Here is a 22962-nt window from a genome sequence, read left to right on the forward strand (position 1 = left end):
TCCCGCCCGCCTCTCCCGAACGCCTCTCCCGCCCGCCTGTCCCGCGCCCGCGCGGCGTGTCGCACGGGCCCGTCGGAGCGTCTCGCGACACGCCTCGGGGCGGGGTTGCACACCTGGGGTCGGCCGCGTACTGTCACCACTACATCTAGTACTTACACCGGTGTAGTTATCCACATCTAGTCCCCAGGTCGGGTGTGGAAGACCCACAACCACACGGGTGTTCTCCACAGTGTGAGGCGACTTGTACACACCCCCCGCGGGGTGTCTGCGGCGCGCCCTCCCACTCCTCACGACCACCCCACAGCACCCCCGAGAGGAGACCTCCGGTGCACTGCCCGTTCTGCCGCAACACCGACACCAAGGTCCTCGACTCCCGGGTCGCCGAGGACGGCTCGTCCATCCGTCGTAGGCGCAGCTGCCAGAGCTGCGGGCAGCGGTTCACCACGCTGGAGCTGATGCAGCTGACCGTCCTCAAGCGCTCGGGCGCGAGCGAGGCGTTCAGCCGTGACAAGGCGATCGCCGGCGTCCGCAAGGCGTGCGGCGGCCGTCCCGTCTCCGAGGACGACCTGGCCTGCCTCGGGCAGAAGGTCGAGGAGGCGCTGCGGGCCTCGGGCAAGGCCGAGTTCGCCGCCCACGAGGTGGGGCTGGCGATCCTGGACCCGCTGCGCGAGCTCGACGACGTCGCCTTCCTGCGCTTCGCCTCGGTCTACAAGCAGTTCGAGTCCGCCGAGGACTTCGAGCGCGAGATCGAGAGCCTGCGCACCCACCGCACGGGCCAGCTGCGATCGATGCTCCAGGGCTCGATCGAGGAGCCCGTGTCCACCCCCTCAGCCGCCACCGGCTGACCAGAGACCGCCCGGCGCGCAGTGGGGAAGCTGCGCGCCGGGCGCACCACCGCCACCGGCGTCGCCACCCGGCTGTCGGTGGGCCCGTGCACGATCGGCCTCGGGACTTCCCCCGCACCACGAGCAGCACCCCACCCCCAACAGATCACGAAGCGAGCAGGAGTCAGGCATGACGGAGACGGTGAGCGGCGCGGCCGCAGGCAAGCAGGCCGGCGAGGCCCGGAGCTCGGAGCGCGCGGGTGCGCTCAGCATCCAGCGGGTCTTCAGCACCGAGGGCGTCCACCCCTACGACGAGATCACCTGGGAGCGCCGCGACGTCGTCCAGACCAACTGGAAGACCGGCGAGACCGTCTTCGAGCAGCGCGGCGTCGAGTTCCCCGACTTCTGGTCGGTCAACGCCTCCACCATCGTCACCACCAAGTACTTCCGCGGCGCCGTCGGCACCGAGGCGCGCGAGACCGGCCTCAAGCAGCTCATCGACCGCGTCGTCTCGACGTACAAGCAGGCCGGCGTCGACCACGGCTACTTCAAGACCGACGCCGACGCCGAGGTCTTCGAGCACGAGCTGACCTGGCTGCTCGCCCACCAGTACTTCTCCTTCAACAGCCCCGTCTGGTTCAACGTCGGCACCCAGTCGCCGCAGCAGGTCTCGGCCTGCTTCATCCTGTCGGTCGACGACTCGATGGACTCGATCCTGAACTGGTACAAGGAGGAGGGCTTCATCTTCAAGGGCGGCTCCGGCGCCGGTCTCAACCTCTCGCGCATCCGCTCCTCCAAGGAGCTACTCTCCTCCGGCGGCACGGCGAGCGGCCCCGTCTCCTTCATGCGCGGTGCCGACGCCTCCGCAGGCACCATCAAGTCCGGTGGCGCGACGCGCCGCGCGGCCAAGATGGTCGTCCTCGACGTCGACCACCCCGACATCGAGGAGTTCGTCTCCACCAAGGCGCGCGAGGAGGACAAGATCCGCGCGCTGCGCGACGCCGGGTTCGACATGGACCTCGGCGGCGCCGACATCACCAGCGTGCAGTACCAGAACGCCAACAACTCCGTGCGCGTCAGCGACGAGTTCATGCGCGCGGTCGAGGACGGCACCGACTTCGGGCTGCGCGCCCGCAAGACCGGCGAGGTCATCGAGCGCGTCGACGCCCGCGACCTGTTCCGCAAGATCGCCACCGCCGCGTGGGAGTGCGCCGACCCGGGCCTGCAGTACGACGACACCATCAACGACTGGCACACCAACCCCGAGACCGGCCGCATCACCGCGTCCAACCCGTGCTCGGAGTACATGTCGCTCGACAACTCCTCGTGCAACCTGGCCTCGCTGAACCTGCTGAAGTTCCTCAAGGACGACGACACCTTCGACGCCCAGCGCTTCGCGCAGGCCGTCGAGCTGATCATCACCGCGATGGACATCTCGATCTGCTTCGCCGACTTCCCGACCGAGTCGATCGGTGAGACCACCCGCGACTACCGCCAGCTCGGCATCGGCTACGCCAACCTCGGCGCCCTGCTGATGGCGATGGGTCTCGGCTACGACTCCGAGGGCGGGCGCGCGATGGCCGCCTCGATCACCTCGCTGATGACCGGCACCTCCTACCGCCGCTCGGCGCAGCTCGCCGCCGTCGTCGGCCCCTACGCCGGCTACGCCCGCAACGCCGAGGCGCACCAGCGCGTCATGCGCAAGCACCAGGCCGCCAACGACACCGTGCGCACCCTGGGCATCGCCGACGCCCAGGTGCACAAGCTGGCCACCGCCGAGTGGGCGCAGGTCATCGAGCTCGGCAAGGCCAACGGCTTCCGCAACGCCCAGGCCTCGGTGCTCGCCCCCACCGGCACCATCGGCTTCATGATGGACTGCGACACCACCGGCATCGAGCCCGACTTCTCCCTGGTGAAGTTCAAGAAGCTCGTCGGCGGCGGCTCGATGCAGATCGTCAACCAGACCATCCCGCGCGCGCTGCGCAAGCTCGGCTACCAGCCCGAGCAGGTCGAGGCGATCGTCGCCTACATCGGCGAGCACGGCCACGTCATCGACGCCCCGGGCCTGCGCCTGGAGCACTACGAGGTCTTCGACACCGCGATGGGCGCCCGCTCGCTCAAGCCGATGGGCCACGTCCGGATGATGGCGGCGGCCCAGCCGTTCCTGTCGGGTGCGATCTCCAAGACCGTCAACCTCCCGGAGACGGCCACGGTCGAGGAGATCGAGGAGGTCTACCTCCAGTCGTGGAAGCTCGGTCTCAAGGCGACCGCGATCTACCGCGACAACTGCAAGGTCGGCCAGCCGCTCTCCGACGGCAAGTCGGACTCGGCGAAGAAGGACCAGGGCCTCGCCACCGAGGCGCCCGCCGCGACCGAGCCCGAGCCGCGGGTCGTCGAGGTGCACAAGCCGTTCCGCAAGCGCCTGCCGAAGTCGCGCGTCTCGCGCACCACCAGCTTCACCGTGGGTGGCGCCGAGGGCTACATGACCTCGGGTGCGCACGACGACGGCGAGCTCGGCGAGGTCTTCCTCAAGCTCGGCAAGCAGGGCTCGACCCTGGCCGGCGTGATGGACGCCTTCTCGATCGCGGTCTCCATCGGCCTGCAGTACGGCGTCCCGCTCGAGACCTACGTCTCGAAGTTCACCAACCTGAGCTTCGAGCCGGCCGGTCTCACCGACGACGCCGACGTGCGGATGGCGAAGTCGATCATGGACTACATCTTCCGCCGCCTCGCGCTCGACTACCTCGACTTCGAGACCCGCCAGGGCCTCGGTGTCTTCTCGGCCGACGAGCGCCAGCGCTACCTCGAGACCGGCTCCTACGAGCCGATCGCCGAGCTCGGTTCGCCCGACGAGGTCGTCGGCGACCTGTCTGCCCCGACCGAGACCCCGGCCCCCGCCGCGGTCGACGTGGTCGAGGCCGACGTGGTGGAGACCAAGGACACCAGCGGTGCTGGCCAGCGCGCCGTCCCGGCCGAGGCCTCCTCGACCGCCCGCACCTCCGCCGAGCTCCTCGAGCTGATCACCGGCACCGCGGTCGACTCCCCGCTGTGCATGACCTGCGGCACCAAGATGCGCCCCGCTGGCTCCTGCTACGTCTGCGAGGGCTGCGGCAGCACCTCCGGCTGCAGCTGAGCGCCGACTGACCCAGGAAGGGCCGGAGACCACACGGTCTCCGGCCCTTCCGCCGTCCTCGGGACCGCCTGACCGGGTACCCCCGTGGGGTACGGCGACAACCTGAGGAGGAGCGACATGACGAGCCACGCGCACGACGCCAGCGGCATGTACGGCATGCACGGCACGGGCGACGGGCTCGGCTCGATGGCGGCGTCGGCCACGCTCCACTGTCTGACCGGGTGCGCGATCGGTGAGATCGCCGGACTGGTGATCGGAGCCGCCGCCGGCCTCGGCAACGGCTGGACGATCGTCGTGTCGATCGCGCTCGCCTTCGTCTTCGGGTTCTCCCTCTCCTCGCTACCGCTGCTGCGGGCGGGGCTCGGTCTGGGCGCCGCGCTCAGCGTGGTCGTCGCGGCGGACACGCTGTCGATCGCGACGATGGAGGTGGCGGACAACGTCGTCGTCGCGCTGGTCCCGGGGGCGATGGACGCCGGACTGGTCGACGCGGTGTTCTGGCTCTCGATGGCGGTCGCGCTGACCGCGGCCTTCGCGGCGGCGTTCCCGGTCAACCGTGCTCTGCTCAGGCGGGGCAAGGGGCACGCGCTGACCCACGAGTACCACCACGGTGGCGACGCGCCGACCGGCGCTCGACGCTTCATCCCCGCGATCGCGACCTCGACGCTCGCGACCGCGCTCGTCGCGTTCATGGCGGGCGGCCTGCTGGTGGCGCTGGCCGCCTGACGACTAGGCGGCCTGGAGCAGGCCCACGACGACACCCGTCGCGGCGCAGACGCCCAGGGTGGCGAGCACCGACCAGCGGCGCCAGAAGATCAGCGCGCAGCCGAGCGCGGTGATGGCCAGTGGGGTCCACTGCAGCGAGCTCAGCACCGGCACCTCGAGGTCGAGCGGGCCGGAGGTCACGGTCAGCGTGTCGGCGAAGAGCGTGTGCACGGCGAAGTAGACCCCCAGGCTCGCGATGACGCCGACGACCGCCGCGGTGATGCCGGTCAGGGCGCTCGCGAGGGCATGGTTGCCGCGCAGCCGCTCGACGTACGGCGCGCCCAGGAGGATGAAGAGGAAGCACGGCACGAAGGTCACCCACGTGACGAGCAGTGAGGCCAGCACCGCGGCGACCCAGGGGTCGAGCGAGCCCGGGTCGCGGTAGGCGCCGAGGAAGGCCACGAACTGCACGACCATCACGAGCGGACCGGGCGTCGTCTCGGCCAGGGCGAGGCCGCGGACCATCTCGCCGGGGGCGAGCCAGCCGTAGACGCCGACCGCCTGCTGTGCGACGAAGGCGAGCACGGCGTAGGCGCCGCCGAAGGTCACGAGCGCGGTGCCGGAGAAGAACAGACCCTGGTCGACGAACACGCTGCTGCGCCCGAAGAGCACGGCGGCCAGGGCGACAGGAGCGGCCCACAGCAGGAGGCCGACCGCGAGGATGCGGGCGGCCCGGGCACCCGAGGGGCGCTCGGCGTGCAGGGCGTCGTCGCTGATGAGGGGCTGCGGGCCGTCGTCGGCCCGCGGTGCGGACGGCGTCGTGAGGCTGGGCACCCTGCGCCCGACCAGCCAGCCCACGAGTGCCGCAGCCGCGACCACCGCCGGGAACGGCACCGAGAACAGGGCCAGGGCGACGAACGCCGCGACCGCGAGGACCACGAGCGACGGGTGGGTGAGGCCCTTGACCGCGACCCTTATCACGGCCTGCGCCACGATGGCGATGACGGCGGGGGCGAGGCCGAGGAACAGCGACTCGACCACGGTGGTGTCGCCCGCGGCGACGTAGATCGACGACAACGCCAGCAGCGCGACCACGCCCGGCAGGATGAACAGGATGCCGGCGACGAGCGCTCCGCGGATGCCGTTGAGCAGCCAGCCGACGTACGTCGCGAGCTGCTGCGCCTCGGGCCCGGGCAGCAGAGTGCAGTAGGACAGCGCGAAGAGGAACCGCCGCTGGCCGATCCAGCGCCGTTCGTCGACCAGGGTGCGCTGCATGACGGCGATCTGGCCCGCGGGCCCGCCGAAGGTCTGCAGGGAGATGAGGAACCACGCCTTCGCCGCCTCGCGCAGGGGGACGACGTCGCGGCGCTGGTCGGGGAGCGGGCCGGGGTGGGTCATGACGCCGGGAACGCTAGGGCAGCCGGGTGTCCGACAGGTGAAGGAGGGCCGGGGAGACGGCGTTGCGGGCCTCGGACCGGTGTCCGGCCTGTGGAGTTCGGCTGCGCGGGGTTGGCCGCTCACCGTAGGTTCGACCACGAGTGCGCCCTGGTGCGCAACCCGACACGCCGGAGGAGGTCCGACGAATGGCGGCGCAGCTGGCACCCGCCGAGGCCGACGCGATGCTCGAGCGCGCTCTCGGGGAGCTCCCGTCACGGGACTGGCGGGTCCTCGACCTCCGGCACGTCGGCCCCAAGGGGCTGCGCGCCGACTTCGTCGCCGTGGGCGAGCCGGGGGTCTTCGTCATCGCCGGTGCCCGCGCGAACGAGCGCCCCCGCACCCGCGCCAAGCTCGCCCTCGGTCTGCTCGCCGCCGCCGACGCCGTCGCCCAGCTCGCACAGGTGCGCCGCGACGAGGTGCACCCCGTCCTGTGCGTCGGTGAGGACACCGCCATCGACGGCTTCGAGCGCGGGGTGGTCGTCTGCGCCCCGGTCAACCTCCTCGACACCCTCACCCAACGCCGGGACCGGCTCACCCGCGAAGAGATGAACGCCGCGGCCGCTGCCGTCCGGCGCTCGTTGCGGGCCGGCGGCAAGCACCGCGCCTGACCCCGCGGCGGGGCCGGCCCCGATGGATTGGCCGGCTCGCGGCGAGCCGTCCTTCCACAGGGCGTGGATGCGCGCCGCTGCCAGGGACATGTCTTCGTGCTCCCAGACCCGTTCGACCCTCCATCCCGCGGCGGTCAGAGTGGCCGTCGTGTTGGCGTCGCGGCTCTGCACGCTCAGCAACTTCCACCGCCACCAGTCCCGGTTGTGCACCGGCAGGTGTAAGTGCGCCGGACACCCGTGCCAGAAGCAGCCGTCGACGAGGACCGCGATGCGGGCTCGGCTCAGGGAGATGTCGATGGAGCGACGCGGCAGGCCCGGCACCGGGACGTGCAGCCTGTAGCGCAGGCCTCGTCTGTGCAGTTCGCGTCGGAGCGCGAGTTCCGGAGCGGTGTCCTTCTTCGCGACCCGCCTCAGCGTCGCTCGTCGGGACGGGGTCGGTGGTTCCTTCGGTGGTTCTTCGTCACCACCGCGGTGACCGCCGGTCACGGGCGCGGCACGAGGGTGAGGACCCGCCCAGTGGTCTCGCCCGTGGTGTGCAGGTCGAAGTCGGGCTCGGTCCTCGGGTCGGCGGGGGTGCCGGTCTCGGGGGCGTCCTGCGGCGACTCCAGCCACACGAGCTCCAGGTCGGGTCTGCGTCGCAGTTCGTCGTACGCGGTCCGGCACAACGCGCCGATCTCGTCCTCGCTCAGGTCTCGACCTTGCCCGCGCAGCCACCACGAGAAGAGGTAGACGGGAAGCGCGCCCATCGCGTCCAGCTGTTCGCCGAGATCATCCAGCAGCTGTTCGAGCGGTGTCACAGGACGGGGTTCCCTTCGAGTGGGAGCTTGACCACGTCGCCGAACTGGGAGATGACGACGTAGGGACCGTGTGTGAGCGGGTCTGCACGCTCCTCAGGTGAGTAGCCGTCCATCACCCTGATCACCCGATCACGGTTCGCGGGGTCGCGGTAGACGACTCCCTCGCCTCTCCTGGCGGGGGAGACCGGCCAGTTCGGGACGATCTCTCGCACCTGTTCTCGGCTGAGCCCACGAAAGGCAGCCGGATCGGTCAGGCGCGGGTGACGCACGATCGTCTGCAAGCGCGCGACGCGCGCCACCCTCTCGGCGTCGTACGTCGAGGCGAGGGTCAGGCGGGCCCGGCGGAAGACCGCGAGGTCGCGGCGCACGTCGCGCAGGGCGGTGGCGGCGGCGCGGACGGGGGCGGCGCAGACCGTGGCGAGCGAGCGCAGGGTGCTGACGATGCGCAGGATCCGCGGGGTGGCGGCGGCGATCTTGGTGGCGTTGAGCGCGGCGGCGCCGGCGGCGGTCATCCCGCCGGTGACCGCTCCGAGCACGAGGCCGATGCCCTGGATGATCACCGCGTCGCGCAGCAGGTCGTGGACGAGGTCGAGGATCTCGGCGCGGGCGGCCTCGACCTGGTCGGCGTAGCCCTCGCAGGAGCGGGCGATGCTGGCGCACTGGTCGGAGAGCAGCTGGCAGCGTCGGGCGAGGCGGCCGGTGACGTCGAGCGCGACGGGGATCTCGGGGGAGAGGGTGAGCGACAGCGAGTCGGCGGCGCTCTCGCACGAGCTGACCAGGCCGACGCACTGCGCGGAAGCGGCGCGCCACCCGGCGGCGACGTCGCGCAGCCGGTCGACGTCGGCGTCGGGCCAGACGAAGCCCTCGACCTGGTCGAGCACCCAGCCGACCCAGCCCGGCAGCGCGGTCCAGTCGCCACCGAGGGCGGACGGCACCGTGGTCGGCAGCACCGAGACGAAGCCCTGGAGGGGGGTGTGGCCCTCGTAGACCGTGCGGCCCGAGAGCACTGATCGCGCCTCGGCGCGGGCGTGGTTGCCCGCGGTGACCCGGGTCAGGCGAGCGCACGTGGCGAACGCGTCGACCAGGTCGGCGACCGCGTCGAGGGCGAGCTGGGCGGCGTCGTCGTAGGCCTCGGCGAAGTCGGCCGCGATCGAGCTGTCGCCCGCCATGCCGTCGCCGCGCGCGAGTCGTCGCGCCAGCCCGCGGTGGAAGGTCGCTGCCGACTGGTTGGCGCGCTCGAAGACGACGGCCGTGCTGCCCAGCGACGGCGCGTCGACAGCGATCCTCACTGAACCTCCCGCCAGATGGCCAGGTTGGCCTCGGCGGCGCCGCGGTAGTTGCCCTGCGCGACGTGCAGTGCCTCGCGCATCTCGCCGAGCGCGCGTCGCATGTCGGCGTACGCCGCGACCCAGCGGCGGTGGGCCACGAGGTGAGCGTCGGCCGAGAGGCCGGTGAAGCCGGTGTGCAGGTGGGTGACGCGCCAGCGCAGGTCGACCGCGACCTCGTCGAGCTCGCGCTCCACCGCGGACAGCGCCCGCACCACGTCGCCGGCCTGGCGCAGGTCGGCGCGGTAGGAGCCGCTCACCCCAGCCTCCCGGCCACCCAGGCGAGCGAGTCGGTGGCGTGGGCGTCGACCTCCTGGGCCGCGGCGTGCACCGCGGCCAGGGTCTCAGCCAGCGAGCCGAGCTCGTGCACGACGGTCTCGGAGGCGGTCAGCCAGTCGGCCCAGGCCTCGGCGAACGCGTCGGCGGCCTGACCCGACCACCCGTCGCCGAGCAGGGTGCCGACGTGGCCGCCGGCGCGACCCCGCACGGTCGCGATCAGGTCGCAGGCGCCGCGCAGGTCGGCGACCGAGGCGTGGAACTCGGGGTGCTCGATGCGGAACGTCATGGCCCGACCCTGCCCCGGATCAGGCCCGCGTGGGGCGCCGCCTAGCGATCTGTGGAGAACCCGCACACGCCACCCCTCGCGCCAAAAACGCCGGTCGCTTGGTCTGGACCGAGGGTTTCCCTCCCGCCACCCCAGGGGCAGAGTGACCAGGTCGGATGAGCAAGAGGGGGACCGACGTCATGCAGCTCTCGTGGGACGACCCACGCCTCGGGATCGCCACCGACTCGAGACGTACGGCGCGGCACCGGCTCCAGCAGTCGTGGTACCGCGAGCAGATCCTGCACGCGAAGTACGGCGAGTACCGCGTCAGTGGTGGCACGCGACCGCTGAGCAGCCTGCTCCACGCCGATGACGTCGCCGACCGGCCGGGCCTGAACTTCGTCAGCCCCGCGGCCGGGGAGTACGCCGGCACGCGGGCCGAGGAGGTGCTCGCCGAGGGCGGCCACCTCGACCGCTCGCGGCTGCAGCGCAACATGCTCTCGAGCCTGCCGATGACCTTCTCGGTGTTCGGCGAGCTGAGGAGCCAGCCGGGTCGCGGGATCAACGCCGTGAAGGCGTTCTTCGACCCCGAGGCCGTCTCGGTGCGGCTGCTGGAGTGCGAGTGGCGACCGCCCGTCGACGTGCTGGGTGACGCCTCGTCGTTCGACGCGGTCATCGTCACCGAGCGGGCCGACGGCTCGCGGCACCTGATCGCCGTCGAGACGAAGTTCACCGAGCCGTTCAACGCGACCATCTACAACAGCGAGACCTACCGCGACGTGCACGAGAGCTCGGGGTGGTTCCACCCCGAGACGGTCGCCGAGCTGGTCGGTCCGTCGACCAACCAGCTCTGGCGCCGCACCCTGCTCGCCGCGGGCTGCGTGCGCGAGCGGGTCGAGGGCGTCTCGTCGGCGAGCGTCGTGGTGCTGTGCCTGGCCGCGGACCCTGGGGCCGCGATCGCCCTCGCGGGGCTGAGCGCCGCGCTGCGCCAGCCCGAGCGCTGCCGGGTCGTGTCGTTCGAGTCCCTCGTGGCCGGCCTGCGGGAGGGGATCGACCCCGGCCCGGCGTGGGCCGACGAGTTCGCGGTGCGCTACCTCGATCCGCCGCTGATCCCCGCCGAGCTGCCCGACGTGCTGGAGGAGAGCGAGCACCCGGGCCGCTCCGCCTGAGCGCGACCTCACACCCGCTCCACGCTGCGAGGCGTTGGGTGCGTCGGTGGTGGCTGGCATGGTGGACGGGTCATGGCACAGCGCAGCACCGGAACCCCCGACACCCCCAGCACCCCGTCGACCCCCGACGGCGCGGCAGCGACCGGGTCGAAGCTCGACATCGACTGGGTCAAGACTCTCGCCGGCGCCCTGGCGGCGGTGACGACCGCGGTCCTGCTCTCGACCCTCGGCGCCGTCGGCACCCTGCTCGGTGCCGCGCTCGGCAGCGTCGCGGCCACCGTCGGCAGTGCGCTCTACGCCCAGGGCCTGGCCCGCAGCAAGGACGCGGTGCTCAAGGCCCAGGAGGCCGCGATGGCGAAGGTCGGCGTCGCCCAGGCGGAGGTACGCCGCGCCGCGCGCCGCCGCGACGAGGGTCAGGACACGCTGGCCGACGCCCACCTCGAGGCCGCCGACGAGCGCCTCGCCGAGGCCAAGGAGGAGCTCGTCGAGACGGCCGGGCCCGCAGACGGAACGGAGCCGGTCGCCCGCTGGTGGCACGGGTTGGCGTGGAAGCGCATCGCGCTGCTGGCCGCCGCCACCTTCGTCGTCGTCATGGGCGCGATCACCGTCTTCGAGAAGATCGTCGGCGAGCCGGTGTCCCAGCTCACAGGTGGCAGCAGCGGCACCCACAGCACGACGTTCGGTGGCGTCACCGGCGGCGGCCAGAGCGACGACCAGCAGGACGACGGCGGCAACGGCGGGAAGGGCGAGCAGGAGGGCTTCACCGAAGCACCCAGCGACGGCGCCTCGTCCGACGACGAGCCGACCGAGACCTCCTCGCCGACGAGCGAGCCCACGGAGGCGTCCTCGACGCCGACGCCCACGAGCACGCCGACGAGCACGCCGAGCTCGACCCCGTCGAGCGCCCCCTCGGCCACCCCGTCCAGTGCGCCGAGCTCCTCCGCCCCGAGCAGCAACCCCTCGCCCAGCGCCTCGACCTCCCCGTGAGCACGCCCGACCACCGCGGTCGGCTCGAGGCCGAGCGCCGGCGTACGACGGACCGGTTGGCACGACTGCGCGAGGACCACGACGGCTTCGTGGAGGCCTCGCGCGACTCCAACGCCGACGACGAGCACGACCCGGAGGGCGCCACCATCGCCTTCGAGCGATCGCAGGTCGAGACGCTCACCCGGCAGGCGCAGCGCCGCCTGGCCGAGGTCGAGGCGGCCCTGGTGCTGCTGGACGAGGGTGGCTACGGCGTCTGCGACGTGTGCGGGGCCGAGATCCCCGAGGAGCGCCTCGAGGCGCGGCCGACGGCCCGCACGTGTGTCTGTTGCGCCGCCTAGGGTGACCGCCATGAGACCGCACCGCCTGATCGCCGCCGTCGCGCTCGTGGCCGCCGTGCCCACTGCCCTGTGGGTGACGGCGGTCCCGGCGCAGGCGGCACCACCGATCTCCCGCACGGTGACCGACCCGGTCGACGCGACGGCCGCCTTCGACGTCACCGAGGTCGTCATGCGCGCCGCTCCGGCGGCGGGACGGTCGGCGGTCGTGGTCGTGCGGCACCCACGTGCGGTGGCGCCGGGCGACACCCTCGACGTGTGGTTCGACCTCGACGGTGACCGCGCCCCCGACCTGCACGTGAGCGGGAGCGCCTTCTCGGAGTACCGCGCCTTCGAGTCCGACGCCTTAGACGACGACGGCCGCGACGTCACCTCCCGCGGCTGCGTGCGGCTCTCGATGCAGGGCCGGACGTCGCGGGTGCGGCTGGCGCCGGACTGCGTCGGCGACCCGCGCTCGTTCTCGGTCGCGGTCCGCTCCTCGGTCGAGGGGGCCGAGCCGGAGACCGACGACTGGGTGCCTCGCCCGGAGCGGCTCACCCGCAAGGTCCTCGCCGTCGTCGTGTGAGGCGCGCGGAGGGACGACCCGTCTGACCGCGCCTGCGCCGGTTACCCGGCGCGCGTGCCCTCCCTCGCAGCCCCGCTCGCCCGCACGGCCGCGAACACCGGCGGCGTCACCCTGGCCGTCCTGGTCCGCGGCCTCGCCATCGTCCGGCACCCGCCGAAGCCGATGCACCCCCACGGTGCCGTCCGCCGGGGGCGGCTGCACCGCCGCGGCGGTCCGCGGTCGACCGGCGCGTCGTTCCTCGACCAGCCCGGCGTCGACGAGATCGTGGTCCGGGAGTCGCGGGCCGTCGGCCTCCCCAGCGGCTGGCCCGACGTCCACGGCCTCGCCGTGAAGGTGCCGCTCGGCGCGGCCGGTCACGCCGACCTACTGCTCTCGACCACCGGGGCCGGCCGCCTCACCCGCTACCTCCTCACCGCGACCCGGGCTCAGGAGCACGGGCTGCTCGGCACCCTCGTCCCCTTCCGCTCTCCCTCCGGAGCTGTCGTCGTCGCGGGGCGCTACCACGGACCCGCCACCGTGGAGCTGGTGTACGCCGGCCCGCGGGAGGACTGGCAGCCCTTCGCCGAGCTCGAGCTGGGCGAGCGCGAGCCCGACGACCCCGAGCTGGTCTTCGACGCCGTGCTCCACCCCCCGCCGGGCCTCGAGCAGTACGACGTCGTGCGCCGCCTCCGCGAGCCGTCGTACGCCCGGGCCCGGGCCGCGCGCGGGGCAGCGGCCCCCTGAGCACCACCCGTGGCACACTCGCGACGTGCCCGACGACTTCGTCATCGCACGGAACCCGGACCCGGACTCCACGCTGCCCTACCTGCTCCGCATCCCCCTCGCGAGCGGCGCGGTGGTGCTGAAGGCGCGTGACACCTGGCCGCGGACCAGCAAGGTCTACTGCCACCGCGCCGAGGAGTGGCCGGCCGACGCCGAGGTCGTCGAGCGGGTCGGGGTGCGCAGCTGCACGCGCCGCGGGGCCTCCATCGACCTCGTGCTCGACCGCGGTCGGGAGAACCGCTCGCAGCTCGTCTTCGCCCAGGCGAAGGGCCGTCCGGTCATCTTCTGGCAGAGCGCCCGCACGACGCGCCAGGCCCGCCCCGCGGTCGCCGTACCCACTGCGCGGCCCTCGGGGATCGTCGACCTCGAGGTCACCGTCGACACCCACGAGCGCTACCCGTGGACCTTCTCCGACCGGCAGGCGACCGTGCGCCGCGGGGCGCTCGCGTGCGGCGACTACGGCGTGGTCCGCGACGACCGGCTCCTCGCCGTGGTCGAGCGCAAGAGCCTCGCCGACCTCGCCTCCTCACTGAGCTCGGGCAAGCTGCGCTACCAGCTCGGCGAGCTCGCCAGCGTGCCGCGAGCGGCCGTCGTGGTCGAGGAGAGGTACGCCGAGGTCTTCCGCCACGAGCACGTGCGCGCCTCGGTCTTCGCCGACGGTCTGGCCGAGTGCCAGGTCCGCTGGCCGAGCGTGCCGATCGTGTTCTGCGAGACCCGCAAGCTCGCCCAGGAGTGGGCCTTCCGCTTCCTCGGGGCGGCTCTGCGCGCCCACCTCGACGACGAGGGCGGGGCCGCCCGCGTCGAGGAGCTGGTCGCGGCCGGCCCGCTGGCGCCCGTGTCGCCGGCGACGGGGCCGAGCGCGGCCGAGCTGCGTGTCTGGGCGGCGGCCCACGGGTTCGAGGTGTCCGCGAAGGGACGCGTGCCGGCGGCCGTGCGGGCTGCCTACGATGCCGCCCTCGCGAGCGCGACGGAGGGCTCGTAACCTTGGGTGAGTGGCCGAGGAGTACTGCGAGCTGTGTGACCTCCCGCTGAGCACCTGTGTGCACGGCATGCCGAAGGCACCGCCCGAGCCGCCGCCCACGCCCCGCACGCAGCGCACCCCGCGCGCCACGGTCCGCACCAGCACGGTCGGCGGGGACTCCTCGACGACGTCGGCGCGCACGACCTCCACCCGCACCCCGGCCGCGCCTGCGCGACCGCCGAGCAAGGTCACCGACCAGGCGGCGTTCCGCCCTCACATCGTGCGGATCCTGAAGGCCGAGGGCAGCCTCGAGACCGAGGACATGCTCCTCGAGCTCGAGATGGCCATGGAGGACGAGCTGCGCGAGCGCGACCGCCAGACCTCGCCCACCGGAGAGGTGCGCTGGCACACCACGGCCCGCAAGGAGCGCAAGGCGATGATCGACGCCGGGCTCATGGTCGAGGGCCGGGGCGTGTGGGAGCTGACGTCCGCCGGGCAGTCGGTCGACTACTGAGCGGGCCTCACCACAGCCTGCCGCGGCCGGGTTCGTAGACCTCGATCTCCGCGCCCAGCTGCGCGCCGAGCCGCAGGTCGAGGTCGTCACCCGACCAGAAGCTCCCGGGGTCGTAGGCGTTGGTCGGGCGGTCGGCGTCGAGCAGCCCCATGGCGACGTACGCCGACGCGACCACCTCGGCGCAGTAGGCCAGCTCGGTCGGTGCCTGGCGCCGCAGGCGGCCCCGCGCCACGCGACCGACGAGGCCCAGCGTCGAGGGGAACGGCAGCCCGTCCATGCGCGCCACGGTCTGCAGCAGCGCGTCCTCCATCGCCGGGGTGACGTCGACCGAGAGCTGGCGCAGCCAGCCGCGCTGCTCGTAGCGGCCCGTCCACTGCCCCACCGCCTGGCGCAGGTCGTGCAGCTGCACCCCGCGCTGGTGCTTGCCGGCCCACACGTCAGGAAGCCCCTTGCCGAGCTCGGCGTGCCACATCAGCGGCGGCAGGTCGTCGATGACGACCGCCATGCCGACGTGGTTGACCGGGGCGTTGGTGAGGGTGCGGATCGCGTGGTCGGCGACCGAGCGCCCCCGGAACAGCCACAGGTCACCGGTGCGGGTCAGCTCGCACGCCTCGTCCAGCGTCAGACGGGAGGCAGTCATGGCACGATCATGGCGTGCGCCTGTGGAAGTGGCTGGGACTGGCCGGACTCGCCGGGGTCGCGGCCACCGGGGTCGTCGTCGCCCGCGACCAGCGCCGACGCACCCAGCTGAGCCCCGACGAGGTGCGAGAGCGCCTGCACGAGCGGGTCCGGGCCGCCGGTGTCGGTGGTCCCTCGTAGCGTCCCCGACATGGAGCTGAGCGACGCCTGCGCGATGGCGGAGCACCTGCTGGAGGTGCACGGGCTGGGGGAGTGGAGCGTCTTCTTCGACGGCGCCAAGCGGCGTGCCGGCATCTGCCGCTACGCCGAGCGTGTGATCGGGCTGAGCGCTCCGCTCACGGTGGTCCACACCGTCGACGAGGTCCGCGACACCGTCCTGCACGAGATCGCGCACGCCCTGGCCGGCCCGCGCCACGGGCACGACGCCCACTGGCGCGCCATCGCGGTCTCGATCGGCTGCTCCGGTCAGCGCTGCGTCTCGCCCGACGCCCCCACCGCCCCGGCGGCCTGGCTGGGGGTCTGCCCGGGCGGCCACACCGTGGAGCGGCACCGCCGACCCGAGCGGGTGATGACGTGCGGGCGCTGCTCACGCGGCTTCGACCTTCGCCACGTCTACTCCTGGACCCACCACGGCCGCCCCGCGGTCCTCCACCCCAATTACGAGGCCGAGCTCGCGCGCCTGCGCGAGGGTCGCCGGGTCGTGCTGCTGCCCGTCGGGGCACGTGCCCGCGTCGTCGTCGAGGGGGAGCACCACGGCACCGTCGGACGCGTCGCCAAGCGCGGTCGCACGTCGTACCACCTCGAGGCGGGGCGGGTCGTGCTGCGCGTGCCGTTCGCCTGGGTCGAGCCGGTGCCATGACTTTCCTGTCGTCCCGGCCGTGACCTCCGCCGAGGAGGCTCGTTGTCCAGGTCAACGGCACGGTGTCCTCGGCGGTGAGCCCGCCATCGGGGAGGGCCGGACCAGGCGTCGCCGACCTCGTCCCGGGAGAGGTCGAGGCGCTGGCCACGGCCCCGGGTCCTCCGTCGGGGACACCGTCGTCGTTCCCCTTGAGCCTGACCGCTGTCAGGTACGACGTTGCGTCGGTCACCTCGCGGGTACTGCCCGCGCGTGAGCGGACTCGACCACCCTGTCGTCGTCATGGGCGTCTCCGGCTCGGGCAAGTCCACGGTCGGCGCTGCGCTGGCCGGTCGGATGCGCGTCCCGTTCGAGGACGCCGACGACCTGCACCCCCAGGCCAACATCGACAAGATGAGCCGCGGTGAGCCGCTCGACGACTCCGACCGCTTCCCGTGGCTCGAGAAGATCGGCGAGTGGCTGGTGGCCCACGCCGACGGCGGGGTCATCGCCTGCTCGGCGCTCAAGCGCCGCTACCGCGACCAGTTGCGCCACCACTGCTCCGAGGTGGTCTTCCTGCACCTCGAGGGCGGCCGTGACCTCATCGAGAGGCGTCAGGCCAGCCGGCCCGGGCACTTCATGCCGAGCTCGCTGCTGACCTCGCAGTTCTCGACCCTGGAACCGCTCGCCCCCGACGAGCGCGGCGTCGTCGTCGACGTCGGCAGCAGCGTCGACCAGATCGTCGAGGAGTACGTGCGCCAGGCCCGACTGGAGGAGGACTCGTGAGCATCGCCCAGTCCGTGTCCGCGGTCCTGCCGGCCGTCGTCACCGCCGCCGAGGAGCTGCCCGAGCCGGTCGCCCCCGGCTGGCAGCTGCTGACCGGCACCCTGGTGGCGATCGCGCTGCTGGTCCTGCTCATCACCGTGCTCAAGCTCAACCCGTTCCTCGCGCTGATCCTGGGTGCGCTGACGGTCGGCATCATCGCCGGCGAGAACCTGCTGACCGTCCTCGACTCCTTCAGCGCAGGCTTCGGCGACACCGCCGCGGGCGTCGGCGTGCTGATCGCGCTGGGTGCGATGTTCGCCAAGCTGCTGGCCGACTCCGGAGGTGCGGACCAGGTAGTCGACACGATCGTCGGCCGGGCCTCCGGGCGCGGGCTGCCGTGGGCCATGGCGGCCGTCGGCGCGATCATCGGGCTGCCGATGTTCTTCGAGATCGGCGTCGTGCTCCTGATGCCGGTGATCTACCTCGTCGCGCGCCGCGCCCAGGTCTCGCTGATCACGGTCGGGCTGCCGGCGCTGGCCGGCCTCTCCGCGATGCACGGTTTCGTGCCGCCCCACCCCGGCCCCGTCACCGCGATCGACCTCGTCGGCGCCGACCTCGGGGTCACGCTCGGGCTCGGTCTCCTCGTCGCGGTGCCGACCGTCGTCGTCGCCGGTCCGCTGTACGGCGCGATCGCGGGCCGGTGGGTCCACGTGCCCGCCCCTGACACGTTCGACGAGGGGCGCGAGGAGCGACCCGTCGACCAGCGTCCGTCGTTCGGCGCGACGATCGGCACGATCCTGCTGCCGGTCGTCCTGATGCTGGCCAAGTCGGTCGCCGACATCGTCATCGACGACGACGGCAGCGTCGTGCAGCAGACCTTCGACGTCGTCGGCGAGCCGTTCGTGGCCCTGCTCATCGGTGTCCTGGTGGCCATGTGGACCTTCGGGATCGGCGTCGGCATGGACCGCTCGAAGCTGTCCGACACCATCACCTCCTCGCTGCCGCCGATCGCCGGCATCCTGCTGATCGTGTCGGCGGGTGGCGGGTTCAAGCAGGTGCTCGTCGACAGCGGGGTCGGCACCCTGCTCGCCGACTGGGCCCGCGAGGCCGACATCTCGGTGCTGCTGCTCTCCTGGTCGCTCGCCGTTCTGATTCGCCTGGCCACGGGCTCGGCGACGATCGCGACCATCACCGCGTCCTCGCTCGTGCTCGACCTGGTCGCCGACCTGCCGACCGCCGAGGTGTCGCTCGTGGTGCTCGCGGTCGGCGCCGGGTCGGTCTTCTTCTCGCACGTCAACGACGCGGGGTTCTGGCTCGTGAACCAGTACTTCCGCCTCACCGTCGGCCAGACCATCAAGACCTGGTCGCTCATGGAGACGGTGCTGTCGGTGTCCGGTCTCGTCTTCGTGCTGCTGCTGTCGCTGGTCGTCTAGGCACGCCCGAGGCCCGCCGGTGGTTGAGGAAGGACGAAGTCCTGTCTCGAAACCACGCCAGGACGTCCCGGGAGTCTCCACAGGCGCGCCCGTCCCGAGGGTTCTCCACACCCCGGGGCCGACGGGAGCCAGGGGCCGCATCCCGCGACGAGACTGAGGTCGTCCGCTTCCGCAGGAGGGCCTCATGCACGACCACGACGCACCCGTCCCGGCGCTCCGGGTCGACCCGCCGCTGACCGCCACCGAGATCGAGCTGCTGGCCGGCCTGGCAGGCTGGCGCGGCGCCGTACGCCGCGTCCTGCCGCCGCAGCCGACCCCGCGCTCGCCATGGGTGCCGTGCCGCGACGGGTGCTGCCTGCGGCTGGCGCGGCGGCACCGTGAGGAGCCTGCGGCGTGGCTGCGCTGGCTCGTCCGGGAGGTGCTGGACCCCCGAGCGGCACCCGCGCTGCGACGGGCAGGCCGTCTCGGGCTCGCGGGCGGTCACGCGGTCGGTGGCGAGATCCCGCTGGCCGCCGGCACCGGGGCGCGACTGGTCGTACGGGCCAACCGGGTCCACGAGGTCCCCGGGGCGGCAGCCTCGGCGGCGCGGTCGACCACGAGGCGAGCGGAGGTGAGGAGCAGGGACGACGACCCGCCCGCGTGAGACCCGGGTCCCGGGTCAGGAGACCGAGCGGTAGACCTCGACGGTCCGCTCGGCGATCGCCGCCCAGCTGAACGAGTCGATGGCCCGCTGCCGGCCCGCCCTGCCCAGCGACTCGGCGAGCGCCGGATCGGTGACGACCTCGGTGAGGGTGCGCGCGAAGTCGGCGACGTAGCGCTCCGGGTCGAGCGGGGTGCCGGTGCCGTCGGTCGCCTGCTCGATCGGCACGAGCCGCCCGGTGGCGGCCGGGCCGTCGGCACCGAGGCCGGTGTGCGGGTCCACCACGACCTCCGGGATGCCGCCGGTGGCTGTGGCGACGACCGCCGTCTCGCAGGCCATCGCCTCGAGGTTGACGATGCCCAGTGGCTCGTAGATCGAGGGGCAGGCGAAGACGGTGGCCGCGGTCAGCAGCGCGACGACGTCGGCGCGGGGGAGCATGTCGCGGATCCAGACGACGCCCTGGCGGGTGGCGCGCAGGCCGTCGACGAGCGCGACGACCTCGGCCTCGATCTCGGGGGTGTCGGGGGCACCGGCGCACAGCACGACCTGAACGTCGTCGGGCAGCTCGGCGACGGCACGCAGGAAGAGCGGCAGTCCCTTCTGGCGCGTGATGCGACCGACGAACACGACCGAGGGGCGGTCCGGGTCGACGCCGAGGGCCCGGACCCGGTCGGCGTCGTGGACCGGCGACCACAGCTCGGTGTCGATGCCGTTGTGCACGGTGTGGACGCGGGCGGGGTCGACGGCGGGGTAGGAGCGCAGCACGTCGTCGCGCATGGCGGCCGAGACGGCAATGACGGCGGCGGCGGCCTCGTAGGCGGTGCGCTCGACCCACGACGAGACGGCGTACCCTCCGCCGAGCTGCTCGGCCTTCCACGGACGCATCGGCTCGAGGGAGTGGGCGGTGACGACGTGCGGCACCCCGTGCAGCAAGGAGGCGAGGTGGCCGGCCATGTTGGCGTACCACGTGTGGGAGTGCACCAGGTCGGTGCCGGCGCAGCCGTCGGCGATGGCGAGGTCGACGCCGAGCGTCTTCAGCGCCCCGTTGGCGGCGCTCAGCTCGGCGAGGTCGGCGTACGACGCCGTGCCCTCCTCCGCGCGCGGGGCCCCGAAGGCGTGGACCCGCGTGGTGAGGTCGTCGCGGGCCCGCAGTGCCCGCACCAGCTCGGCGACGTGGACCCCCGCTCCGCCGTAGATCTCGGGCGGGTACTCCTTGCTGAGGACGTCGACGCGCACGGGCCGAACCTACCGCGTCCCCTCGCGTCGCGAGCCGGTCGAGGACACGCACGAGAAGAGTCCCGATCAAGGGCTGACCTGGGTGGACGCGCCGACTAGGTTGGCGCCATGACCGTCAAGCGACCACGGGTGCTCGCGATCGTCCTCGCCGGTGGGGAGGGCAAGCGGCTGATGCCGCTGACCGCCGACCGGGCCAAGCCGGCCGTGCCGTTCGCGGGCATCTACCGGCTGATCGACTTCGCGCTCTCCAACGTCGTGAACTCGGGCTACCTGCAGGTCGTCGTGCTCACGCAGTACAAGTCCCACAGCCTCGACCGGCACGTGACCCAGACCTGGCGGATGTCGACGCTGCTCGGCAACTACGTCACCCCGGTGCCCGCGCAGCAGCGGGTCGGCAAGCACTGGTACCTCGGCAGCGCCGACGCGATCTTCCAGTCGCTCAACCTCATCCGCGACGCCAAGCCCGACATCGTGGTGGTCGTCGGCGCCGACCACGTCTACCGGATGGACTTCTCCCAGATGGTCGAGCAGCACGTCGAGAGCGGCGCGGCGTGCACCGTCGCCGCGATCCGGCAGCCGATCTCGCTCGCCGACCAGTTCGGCGTCATCGACGTCGAGCCGGAGCAGCCCTCGCGCATCCGGGAGTTCCTCGAGAAGCCGACCGACCCGGTCGGGCTCCCCGACAACCCCGACGAGGTGCTGGCCTCGATGGGCAACTACGTCTTCGACGCCGACGCCCTGGTCGAGGCGGTGACCCGCGACGCGACCACCGACGGCTCCAAGCACGACATGGGTGGCGACATCGTGCCGTCGTTCGTGCGACGGGCCCAGGCCGGCGTCTACGACTACAAGGACAACGTCGTGCCGGGCGCGACGGACCGCGACAAGGGCTACTGGCGCGACGTCGGGACGATGAGCTCCTACATGGCCGCCCACATGGACGTCGTCTCGCCGCTGCCGATCTTCAACCTCTACAACTTCGACTGGCCGATCTACACCTCCTACGGCCCTCAGCCGCCCGCCAAGCTCGTCTCCGACGGTGAGCACGGTGCCGTCGTCGACCAGGCCGTGCTCTCGCCCGGGGTGGTCGTCAGCGGCGGCACGGTGGTCCGCTCGGTCCTCTCCCCGGCGGTGCGCGTGCAGGCCGGCGCGCACGTCGAGGGCGCGGTGCTCATGAACGGCGTGCAGATCGGAGCCGGCGCCGTCGTCCGCAACGCCATCCTCGACAAGAACGTCGTCATCCCGCCCGGCGCCCAGGTCGGAGTCGACCCGGCGGCCGACGCCGCCCGGGGCTTCTTCGTCGAGGACGGGCTGACCGTGCTCGGCAAGGACCAGGTCTTCCCCTAGGGCGCGTTGATGAATCCCACGCAGTCGCCCGCGCGGCGTCGCATCGGACCTGGACTGCGTTGTCGTCGCCCGCCGTGGCGCCGCCACGGCGGGCTCCTCCGCCTTGCCAGCTCCGCGCGACCTCACGCCTGCTCCTACGGGGTATTGATCAACACACCCTCGGACTGAGTCCCAGCCAGGTGTCAGCCGGGCAGGACCCCCGCCGCGCGGGCGGGGGCGGCGTACGCCGTGGCGAGGGAGTCGACGGTCTCGTGGGCGTTGAGTCCGCTGGGGTTGGGCACGACCCAGAGCTCGGCGCCGCCGAGGGTCTCGTCCTGGCGGCCCAGCACGGCGCGGCGTCGCCCGAACGCCGTGCGGAAGGCCGTGATGCCGGCGACCGCCACCACCCGGGGCCGGGTGCGCTCGACCAGGGCGACCAGGGCCTCGCCGCCCTCGCGCAGCTCCGCGTCGCTGAGCTCGTCGGCCCGCGCGGTCGCGCGCCGCGCCAGGTTGGTGATGCCCAGTCCGCGCTCGAGCAGGTGGCGGCGGTCGTCGTCGTCCATCCCGGCCGCCGGGTCGATGCGGCGCTCGATGATCCCGGCCCGCAGCAGGGCGGGGTAGAACCGGTTGACCGGGTGCGCGAAGTGGGTCTGCGTCGCGGCGGTCCACAGCCCCGGGTTGATCCCGACGAACAGCAGCCGCAGGGGCGAGTCGCCGTTCGGCCCGGGTGGCGGCAGCAGGTCGGGGACGACGGCGTCGCGGAAGGCCTGGAGCTCGGCCTTGGAGAACCTGGGCACCCCGCCAGCCTGCCCGACCGCGCCGGGCGGAACCCAGCCGTCGCGGCTCGCGTCTCACCCGGCATGCGACGTCTGGTCCTCGGCTGCGCGCTCGCCGTCTGCTCGGTCCTCCTCGCCGCGTGCGGTGACGTGGGCTCGTCCTCGTCCGAGCCCGCGTCACGGTCTGCTGCCTCGTCCCCTGCCACGTCCACGCCTAGTCCCACCGCGTCCCCCACGGCCACCGACGGTCCCGTCGAGCACCGGCTCGTGGCGATGCTGACCGAGACCTCCGTCGGCGGTGAGGTCGGGCGCGGGGCCGTGCTGAGCGACGAGGCCGCTGTGACGGCGTACGCGGACGGGTTCACGAGCCCGGTGATGGGCGAGCGCCTGCGCGCGGCGTACGACGCGGCCGAGGTGCCGACCGGGTCGGTGCTCTACGCCGCGGTCGTCTCGGTGGGGTGCGACGCGCCGACCGAGGTCACCGTCGCCGCCGGCCCGGACGGGCTCGACGTCGAGGCGGTCCCGGTGGCCGCACCGCAGCAGGAGTGCTTCGCCCCGATGACCACCGTCGCGCTCGTCGAGGTGCCGGCGCAGGTGCTCTGACCGTGCTCTGACTGTGCTCTGACTGTGCGCTGAGCGGTGGGGCGAC

The 22962-nt window shown here is 72.8% G+C and carries 26 protein-coding genes and 1 pseudogene; 18 read left to right on the top strand and 9 right to left on the bottom strand.

The annotated features are described in order from the left end of the window. The first annotated feature begins 326 nt into the window (after positions 1-326). The 3 genes from nrdR (at position 327) to GRQ65_RS20410 (ending at position 4680) form a co-directional block, all read left to right on the top strand. Positions 327-845 carry a transcriptional regulator NrdR gene (gene nrdR / locus GRQ65_RS20400; protein WP_160879852.1) on the top strand — a complete coding sequence of 173 codons (519 nt, stop codon included), beginning with the start codon at positions 327-329 and terminating at the stop codon, positions 843-845. A gap of 169 nt (positions 846-1014) precedes the next feature. Beyond that, positions 1015-3957, top strand: coding sequence for a vitamin B12-dependent ribonucleotide reductase (locus GRQ65_RS20405; RefSeq protein ID WP_160879853.1), 2943 nt, complete (start codon positions 1015-1017; stop codon positions 3955-3957). Between the two features lie 117 nt (positions 3958-4074). Beyond that, positions 4075-4680 carry a DUF4396 domain-containing protein gene (locus tag GRQ65_RS20410; protein ID WP_237448624.1) on the top strand — a complete coding sequence of 202 codons (606 nt, stop codon included), beginning with the start codon at positions 4075-4077 and terminating at the stop codon, positions 4678-4680. A gap of 3 nt (positions 4681-4683) precedes the next feature. Here GRQ65_RS20410 and chrA read toward each other — a convergent pair whose 3' ends face one another. Then, positions 4684-6057 carry a chromate efflux transporter gene (gene chrA / locus GRQ65_RS20415; protein ID WP_160879854.1) on the bottom strand — a complete coding sequence of 458 codons (1374 nt, stop codon included), beginning with the start codon at positions 6055-6057 and terminating at the stop codon, positions 4684-4686. A gap of 185 nt (positions 6058-6242) precedes the next feature. Between chrA and GRQ65_RS23115 the strand changes: the two genes are divergently transcribed. Then, positions 6243-6704 carry a hypothetical protein gene (locus GRQ65_RS23115; protein ID WP_237448625.1) on the top strand — a complete coding sequence of 154 codons (462 nt, stop codon included), beginning with the start codon at positions 6243-6245 and terminating at the stop codon, positions 6702-6704. A gap of 246 nt (positions 6705-6950) precedes the next feature. On the opposite strand, the pseudogene GRQ65_RS23610 reads toward GRQ65_RS23115, so the two are convergent. The 5 genes and pseudogenes from GRQ65_RS23610 to GRQ65_RS20440 all read right to left on the bottom strand — a co-directional run. After that, a pseudogene (locus tag GRQ65_RS23610) lies at positions 6951-7190 on the bottom strand (PDDEXK family nuclease); the annotation flags it as partial. Next, the gene (locus tag GRQ65_RS20425; protein WP_237448626.1) at positions 7187-7450 is read right to left on the bottom strand and encodes a hypothetical protein; all 264 of its coding nucleotides are present in this window, start codon (positions 7448-7450) and stop codon (positions 7187-7189) included. The pseudogene GRQ65_RS23610 and the gene GRQ65_RS20425, both read right to left, overlap by 4 nt. 47 nt (positions 7451-7497) lie before the next feature. Continuing rightward, positions 7498-8790 carry a WXG100-like domain-containing protein gene (locus GRQ65_RS20430; RefSeq protein WP_160879856.1) on the bottom strand — a complete coding sequence of 431 codons (1293 nt, stop codon included), beginning with the start codon at positions 8788-8790 and terminating at the stop codon, positions 7498-7500. Beyond that, complete coding sequence (locus GRQ65_RS20435) at positions 8787-9086, bottom strand: WXG100 family type VII secretion target (protein ID WP_160879857.1); 300 nt, start codon at positions 9084-9086, stop codon at positions 8787-8789. The genes GRQ65_RS20430 and GRQ65_RS20435 overlap by 4 nt, the downstream gene beginning before the upstream one ends. Continuing rightward, positions 9083-9391 (bottom strand): WXG100 family type VII secretion target, encoded by a 309-nt coding sequence (locus tag GRQ65_RS20440; RefSeq protein ID WP_160879858.1) that lies wholly within the window; start codon positions 9389-9391, stop codon positions 9083-9085. The genes GRQ65_RS20435 and GRQ65_RS20440 overlap by 4 nt, the downstream gene beginning before the upstream one ends. A 155-nt stretch (positions 9392-9546) precedes the next feature. On the opposite strand from GRQ65_RS20440, the gene GRQ65_RS20445 reads away from it, so the two are divergent. The 7 genes from GRQ65_RS20445 to GRQ65_RS20475 all read left to right on the top strand — a co-directional run bounded on the left by GRQ65_RS20445 (position 9547) and on the right by GRQ65_RS20475 (position 14663). Continuing rightward, positions 9547-10539, top strand: a complete 993-nt coding sequence (locus tag GRQ65_RS20445) for a PGN_0703 family putative restriction endonuclease (protein WP_160879859.1) — start codon at positions 9547-9549, stop codon at positions 10537-10539. 72 nt (positions 10540-10611) lie between these two features. Next, a complete protein-coding gene (locus GRQ65_RS20450; protein WP_160879860.1) occupies positions 10612-11526 on the top strand; it encodes a hypothetical protein in 915 nt (304 codons plus the stop codon). Beyond that, entirely contained in the window at positions 11523-11864 is a 342-nt protein-coding gene (locus tag GRQ65_RS20455; protein ID WP_160879861.1) for a TraR/DksA C4-type zinc finger protein, read from the top strand. Before GRQ65_RS20450 ends, GRQ65_RS20455 begins: the two co-directional genes overlap by 4 nt. 10 nt (positions 11865-11874) lie before the next feature. Further along, the gene (locus GRQ65_RS20460; RefSeq protein WP_160879862.1) at positions 11875-12426 is read left to right on the top strand and encodes a hypothetical protein; all 552 of its coding nucleotides are present in this window, start codon (positions 11875-11877) and stop codon (positions 12424-12426) included. A gap of 54 nt (positions 12427-12480) precedes the next feature. Then, on the top strand, positions 12481-13149 hold the full coding sequence (locus GRQ65_RS20465) for a hypothetical protein (RefSeq protein WP_160879863.1): 669 nt from the start codon (positions 12481-12483) through the stop codon (positions 13147-13149). A gap of 25 nt (positions 13150-13174) precedes the next feature. Then, the gene (locus GRQ65_RS20470) at positions 13175-14170 is read left to right on the top strand and encodes an ERCC4 domain-containing protein (RefSeq protein WP_160879864.1); all 996 of its coding nucleotides are present in this window, start codon (positions 13175-13177) and stop codon (positions 14168-14170) included. Positions 14171-14180: 10 nt separating this feature from the next. Next, on the top strand, positions 14181-14663 hold the full coding sequence (locus GRQ65_RS20475; RefSeq protein WP_160879865.1) for a hypothetical protein: 483 nt from the start codon (positions 14181-14183) through the stop codon (positions 14661-14663). A 7-nt stretch (positions 14664-14670) separates the two neighbouring features. Here GRQ65_RS20475 and GRQ65_RS20480 read toward each other — a convergent pair whose 3' ends face one another. Continuing rightward, complete coding sequence (locus tag GRQ65_RS20480) at positions 14671-15303, bottom strand: hypothetical protein (protein ID WP_160879866.1); 633 nt, start codon at positions 15301-15303, stop codon at positions 14671-14673. A gap of 14 nt (positions 15304-15317) precedes the next feature. On the opposite strand from GRQ65_RS20480, the gene GRQ65_RS22270 reads away from it, so the two are divergent. The 5 genes from GRQ65_RS22270 to GRQ65_RS20500 all read left to right on the top strand — a co-directional run bounded on the left by GRQ65_RS22270 (position 15318) and on the right by GRQ65_RS20500 (position 18978). Continuing rightward, a complete protein-coding gene (locus GRQ65_RS22270) occupies positions 15318-15482 on the top strand; it encodes a hypothetical protein (protein WP_202388469.1) in 165 nt (54 codons plus the stop codon). A gap of 10 nt (positions 15483-15492) precedes the next feature. Further along, positions 15493-16161 (top strand): SprT-like domain-containing protein, encoded by a 669-nt coding sequence (locus GRQ65_RS20485; protein WP_160879867.1) that lies wholly within the window; start codon positions 15493-15495, stop codon positions 16159-16161. 279 nt (positions 16162-16440) lie between these two features. Continuing rightward, the gene (locus GRQ65_RS20490; RefSeq protein ID WP_160879937.1) at positions 16441-16923 is read left to right on the top strand and encodes a gluconokinase; all 483 of its coding nucleotides are present in this window, start codon (positions 16441-16443) and stop codon (positions 16921-16923) included. A 2-nt stretch (positions 16924-16925) separates the two neighbouring features. After that, positions 16926-18335 (top strand): GntT/GntP/DsdX family permease, encoded by a 1410-nt coding sequence (locus GRQ65_RS20495; protein WP_439331873.1) that lies wholly within the window; start codon positions 16926-16928, stop codon positions 18333-18335. Positions 18336-18519: 184 nt separating this feature from the next. Next, positions 18520-18978 carry a hypothetical protein gene (locus GRQ65_RS20500; protein WP_160879868.1) on the top strand — a complete coding sequence of 153 codons (459 nt, stop codon included), beginning with the start codon at positions 18520-18522 and terminating at the stop codon, positions 18976-18978. 15 nt (positions 18979-18993) lie between these two features. Here the strand turns inward: GRQ65_RS20500 and glgA are convergent, their stop codons facing one another. After that, positions 18994-20211, bottom strand: coding sequence for a glycogen synthase (gene glgA / locus GRQ65_RS20505; RefSeq protein WP_160879869.1), 1218 nt, complete (start codon positions 20209-20211; stop codon positions 18994-18996). 108 nt (positions 20212-20319) lie between these two features. Here glgA and glgC point away from each other — a divergent pair, with 108 nt between their 5' ends. Then, entirely contained in the window at positions 20320-21558 is a 1239-nt protein-coding gene (gene glgC / locus GRQ65_RS20510) for a glucose-1-phosphate adenylyltransferase (protein WP_160879870.1), read from the top strand. Positions 21559-21740: 182 nt separating this feature from the next. Here the strand turns inward: glgC and GRQ65_RS20515 are convergent, their stop codons facing one another. Further along, the gene (locus GRQ65_RS20515; protein ID WP_160879871.1) at positions 21741-22334 is read right to left on the bottom strand and encodes a uracil-DNA glycosylase family protein; all 594 of its coding nucleotides are present in this window, start codon (positions 22332-22334) and stop codon (positions 21741-21743) included. Positions 22335-22580: 246 nt separating this feature from the next. Between GRQ65_RS20515 and GRQ65_RS20520 the strand changes: the two genes are divergently transcribed. Continuing rightward, complete coding sequence (locus GRQ65_RS20520) at positions 22581-22916, top strand: hypothetical protein (RefSeq protein WP_160879872.1); 336 nt, start codon at positions 22581-22583, stop codon at positions 22914-22916. Positions 22917-22962 lie beyond the last annotated feature (46 nt).

The organism is Nocardioides flavescens (genome assembly GCF_009823805.1).
GTDB lineage: Bacteria > Actinomycetota > Actinomycetes > Propionibacteriales > Nocardioidaceae > Nocardioides > Nocardioides flavescens.

Excerpts from the sequence above, each read along its gene's own strand:
- GRQ65_RS20500 (WP_160879868.1), top strand. The coding sequence starts at position 18,520 with ATGCACGACCACGACGCACCCGTCCCGGCGCTCCGGGTCGACCCGCCG.
- glgC (WP_160879870.1), top strand. The coding sequence starts at position 20,320 with ATGACCGTCAAGCGACCACGGGTGCTCGCGATCGTCCTCGCCGGTGGG.
- GRQ65_RS20490 (WP_160879937.1), top strand. The coding sequence starts at position 16,441 with ATGGGCGTCTCCGGCTCGGGCAAGTCCACGGTCGGCGCTGCGCTGGCC.
- chrA (WP_160879854.1), bottom strand. The coding sequence starts at position 6,057 with ATGACCCACCCCGGCCCGCTCCCCGACCAGCGCCGCGACGTCGTCCCC.
- GRQ65_RS20450 (WP_160879860.1), top strand. The coding sequence starts at position 10,612 with ATGGCACAGCGCAGCACCGGAACCCCCGACACCCCCAGCACCCCGTCG.
- GRQ65_RS20440 (WP_160879858.1), bottom strand. The coding sequence starts at position 9,391 with ATGACGTTCCGCATCGAGCACCCCGAGTTCCACGCCTCGGTCGCCGAC.
- GRQ65_RS20425 (WP_237448626.1), bottom strand. The coding sequence starts at position 7,450 with ATGGGCGCGCTTCCCGTCTACCTCTTCTCGTGGTGGCTGCGCGGGCAA.
- GRQ65_RS20445 (WP_160879859.1), top strand. The coding sequence starts at position 9,547 with ATGAGCAAGAGGGGGACCGACGTCATGCAGCTCTCGTGGGACGACCCA.
- GRQ65_RS20480 (WP_160879866.1), bottom strand. The coding sequence starts at position 15,303 with ATGACTGCCTCCCGTCTGACGCTGGACGAGGCGTGCGAGCTGACCCGC.
- GRQ65_RS20485 (WP_160879867.1), top strand. The coding sequence starts at position 15,493 with ATGGAGCTGAGCGACGCCTGCGCGATGGCGGAGCACCTGCTGGAGGTG.
- GRQ65_RS23115 (WP_237448625.1), top strand. The coding sequence starts at position 6,243 with ATGGCGGCGCAGCTGGCACCCGCCGAGGCCGACGCGATGCTCGAGCGC.
- GRQ65_RS20410 (WP_237448624.1), top strand. The coding sequence starts at position 4,075 with ATGACGAGCCACGCGCACGACGCCAGCGGCATGTACGGCATGCACGGC.
- GRQ65_RS20460 (WP_160879862.1), top strand. The coding sequence starts at position 11,875 with ATGAGACCGCACCGCCTGATCGCCGCCGTCGCGCTCGTGGCCGCCGTG.
- GRQ65_RS20405 (WP_160879853.1), top strand. The coding sequence starts at position 1,015 with ATGACGGAGACGGTGAGCGGCGCGGCCGCAGGCAAGCAGGCCGGCGAG.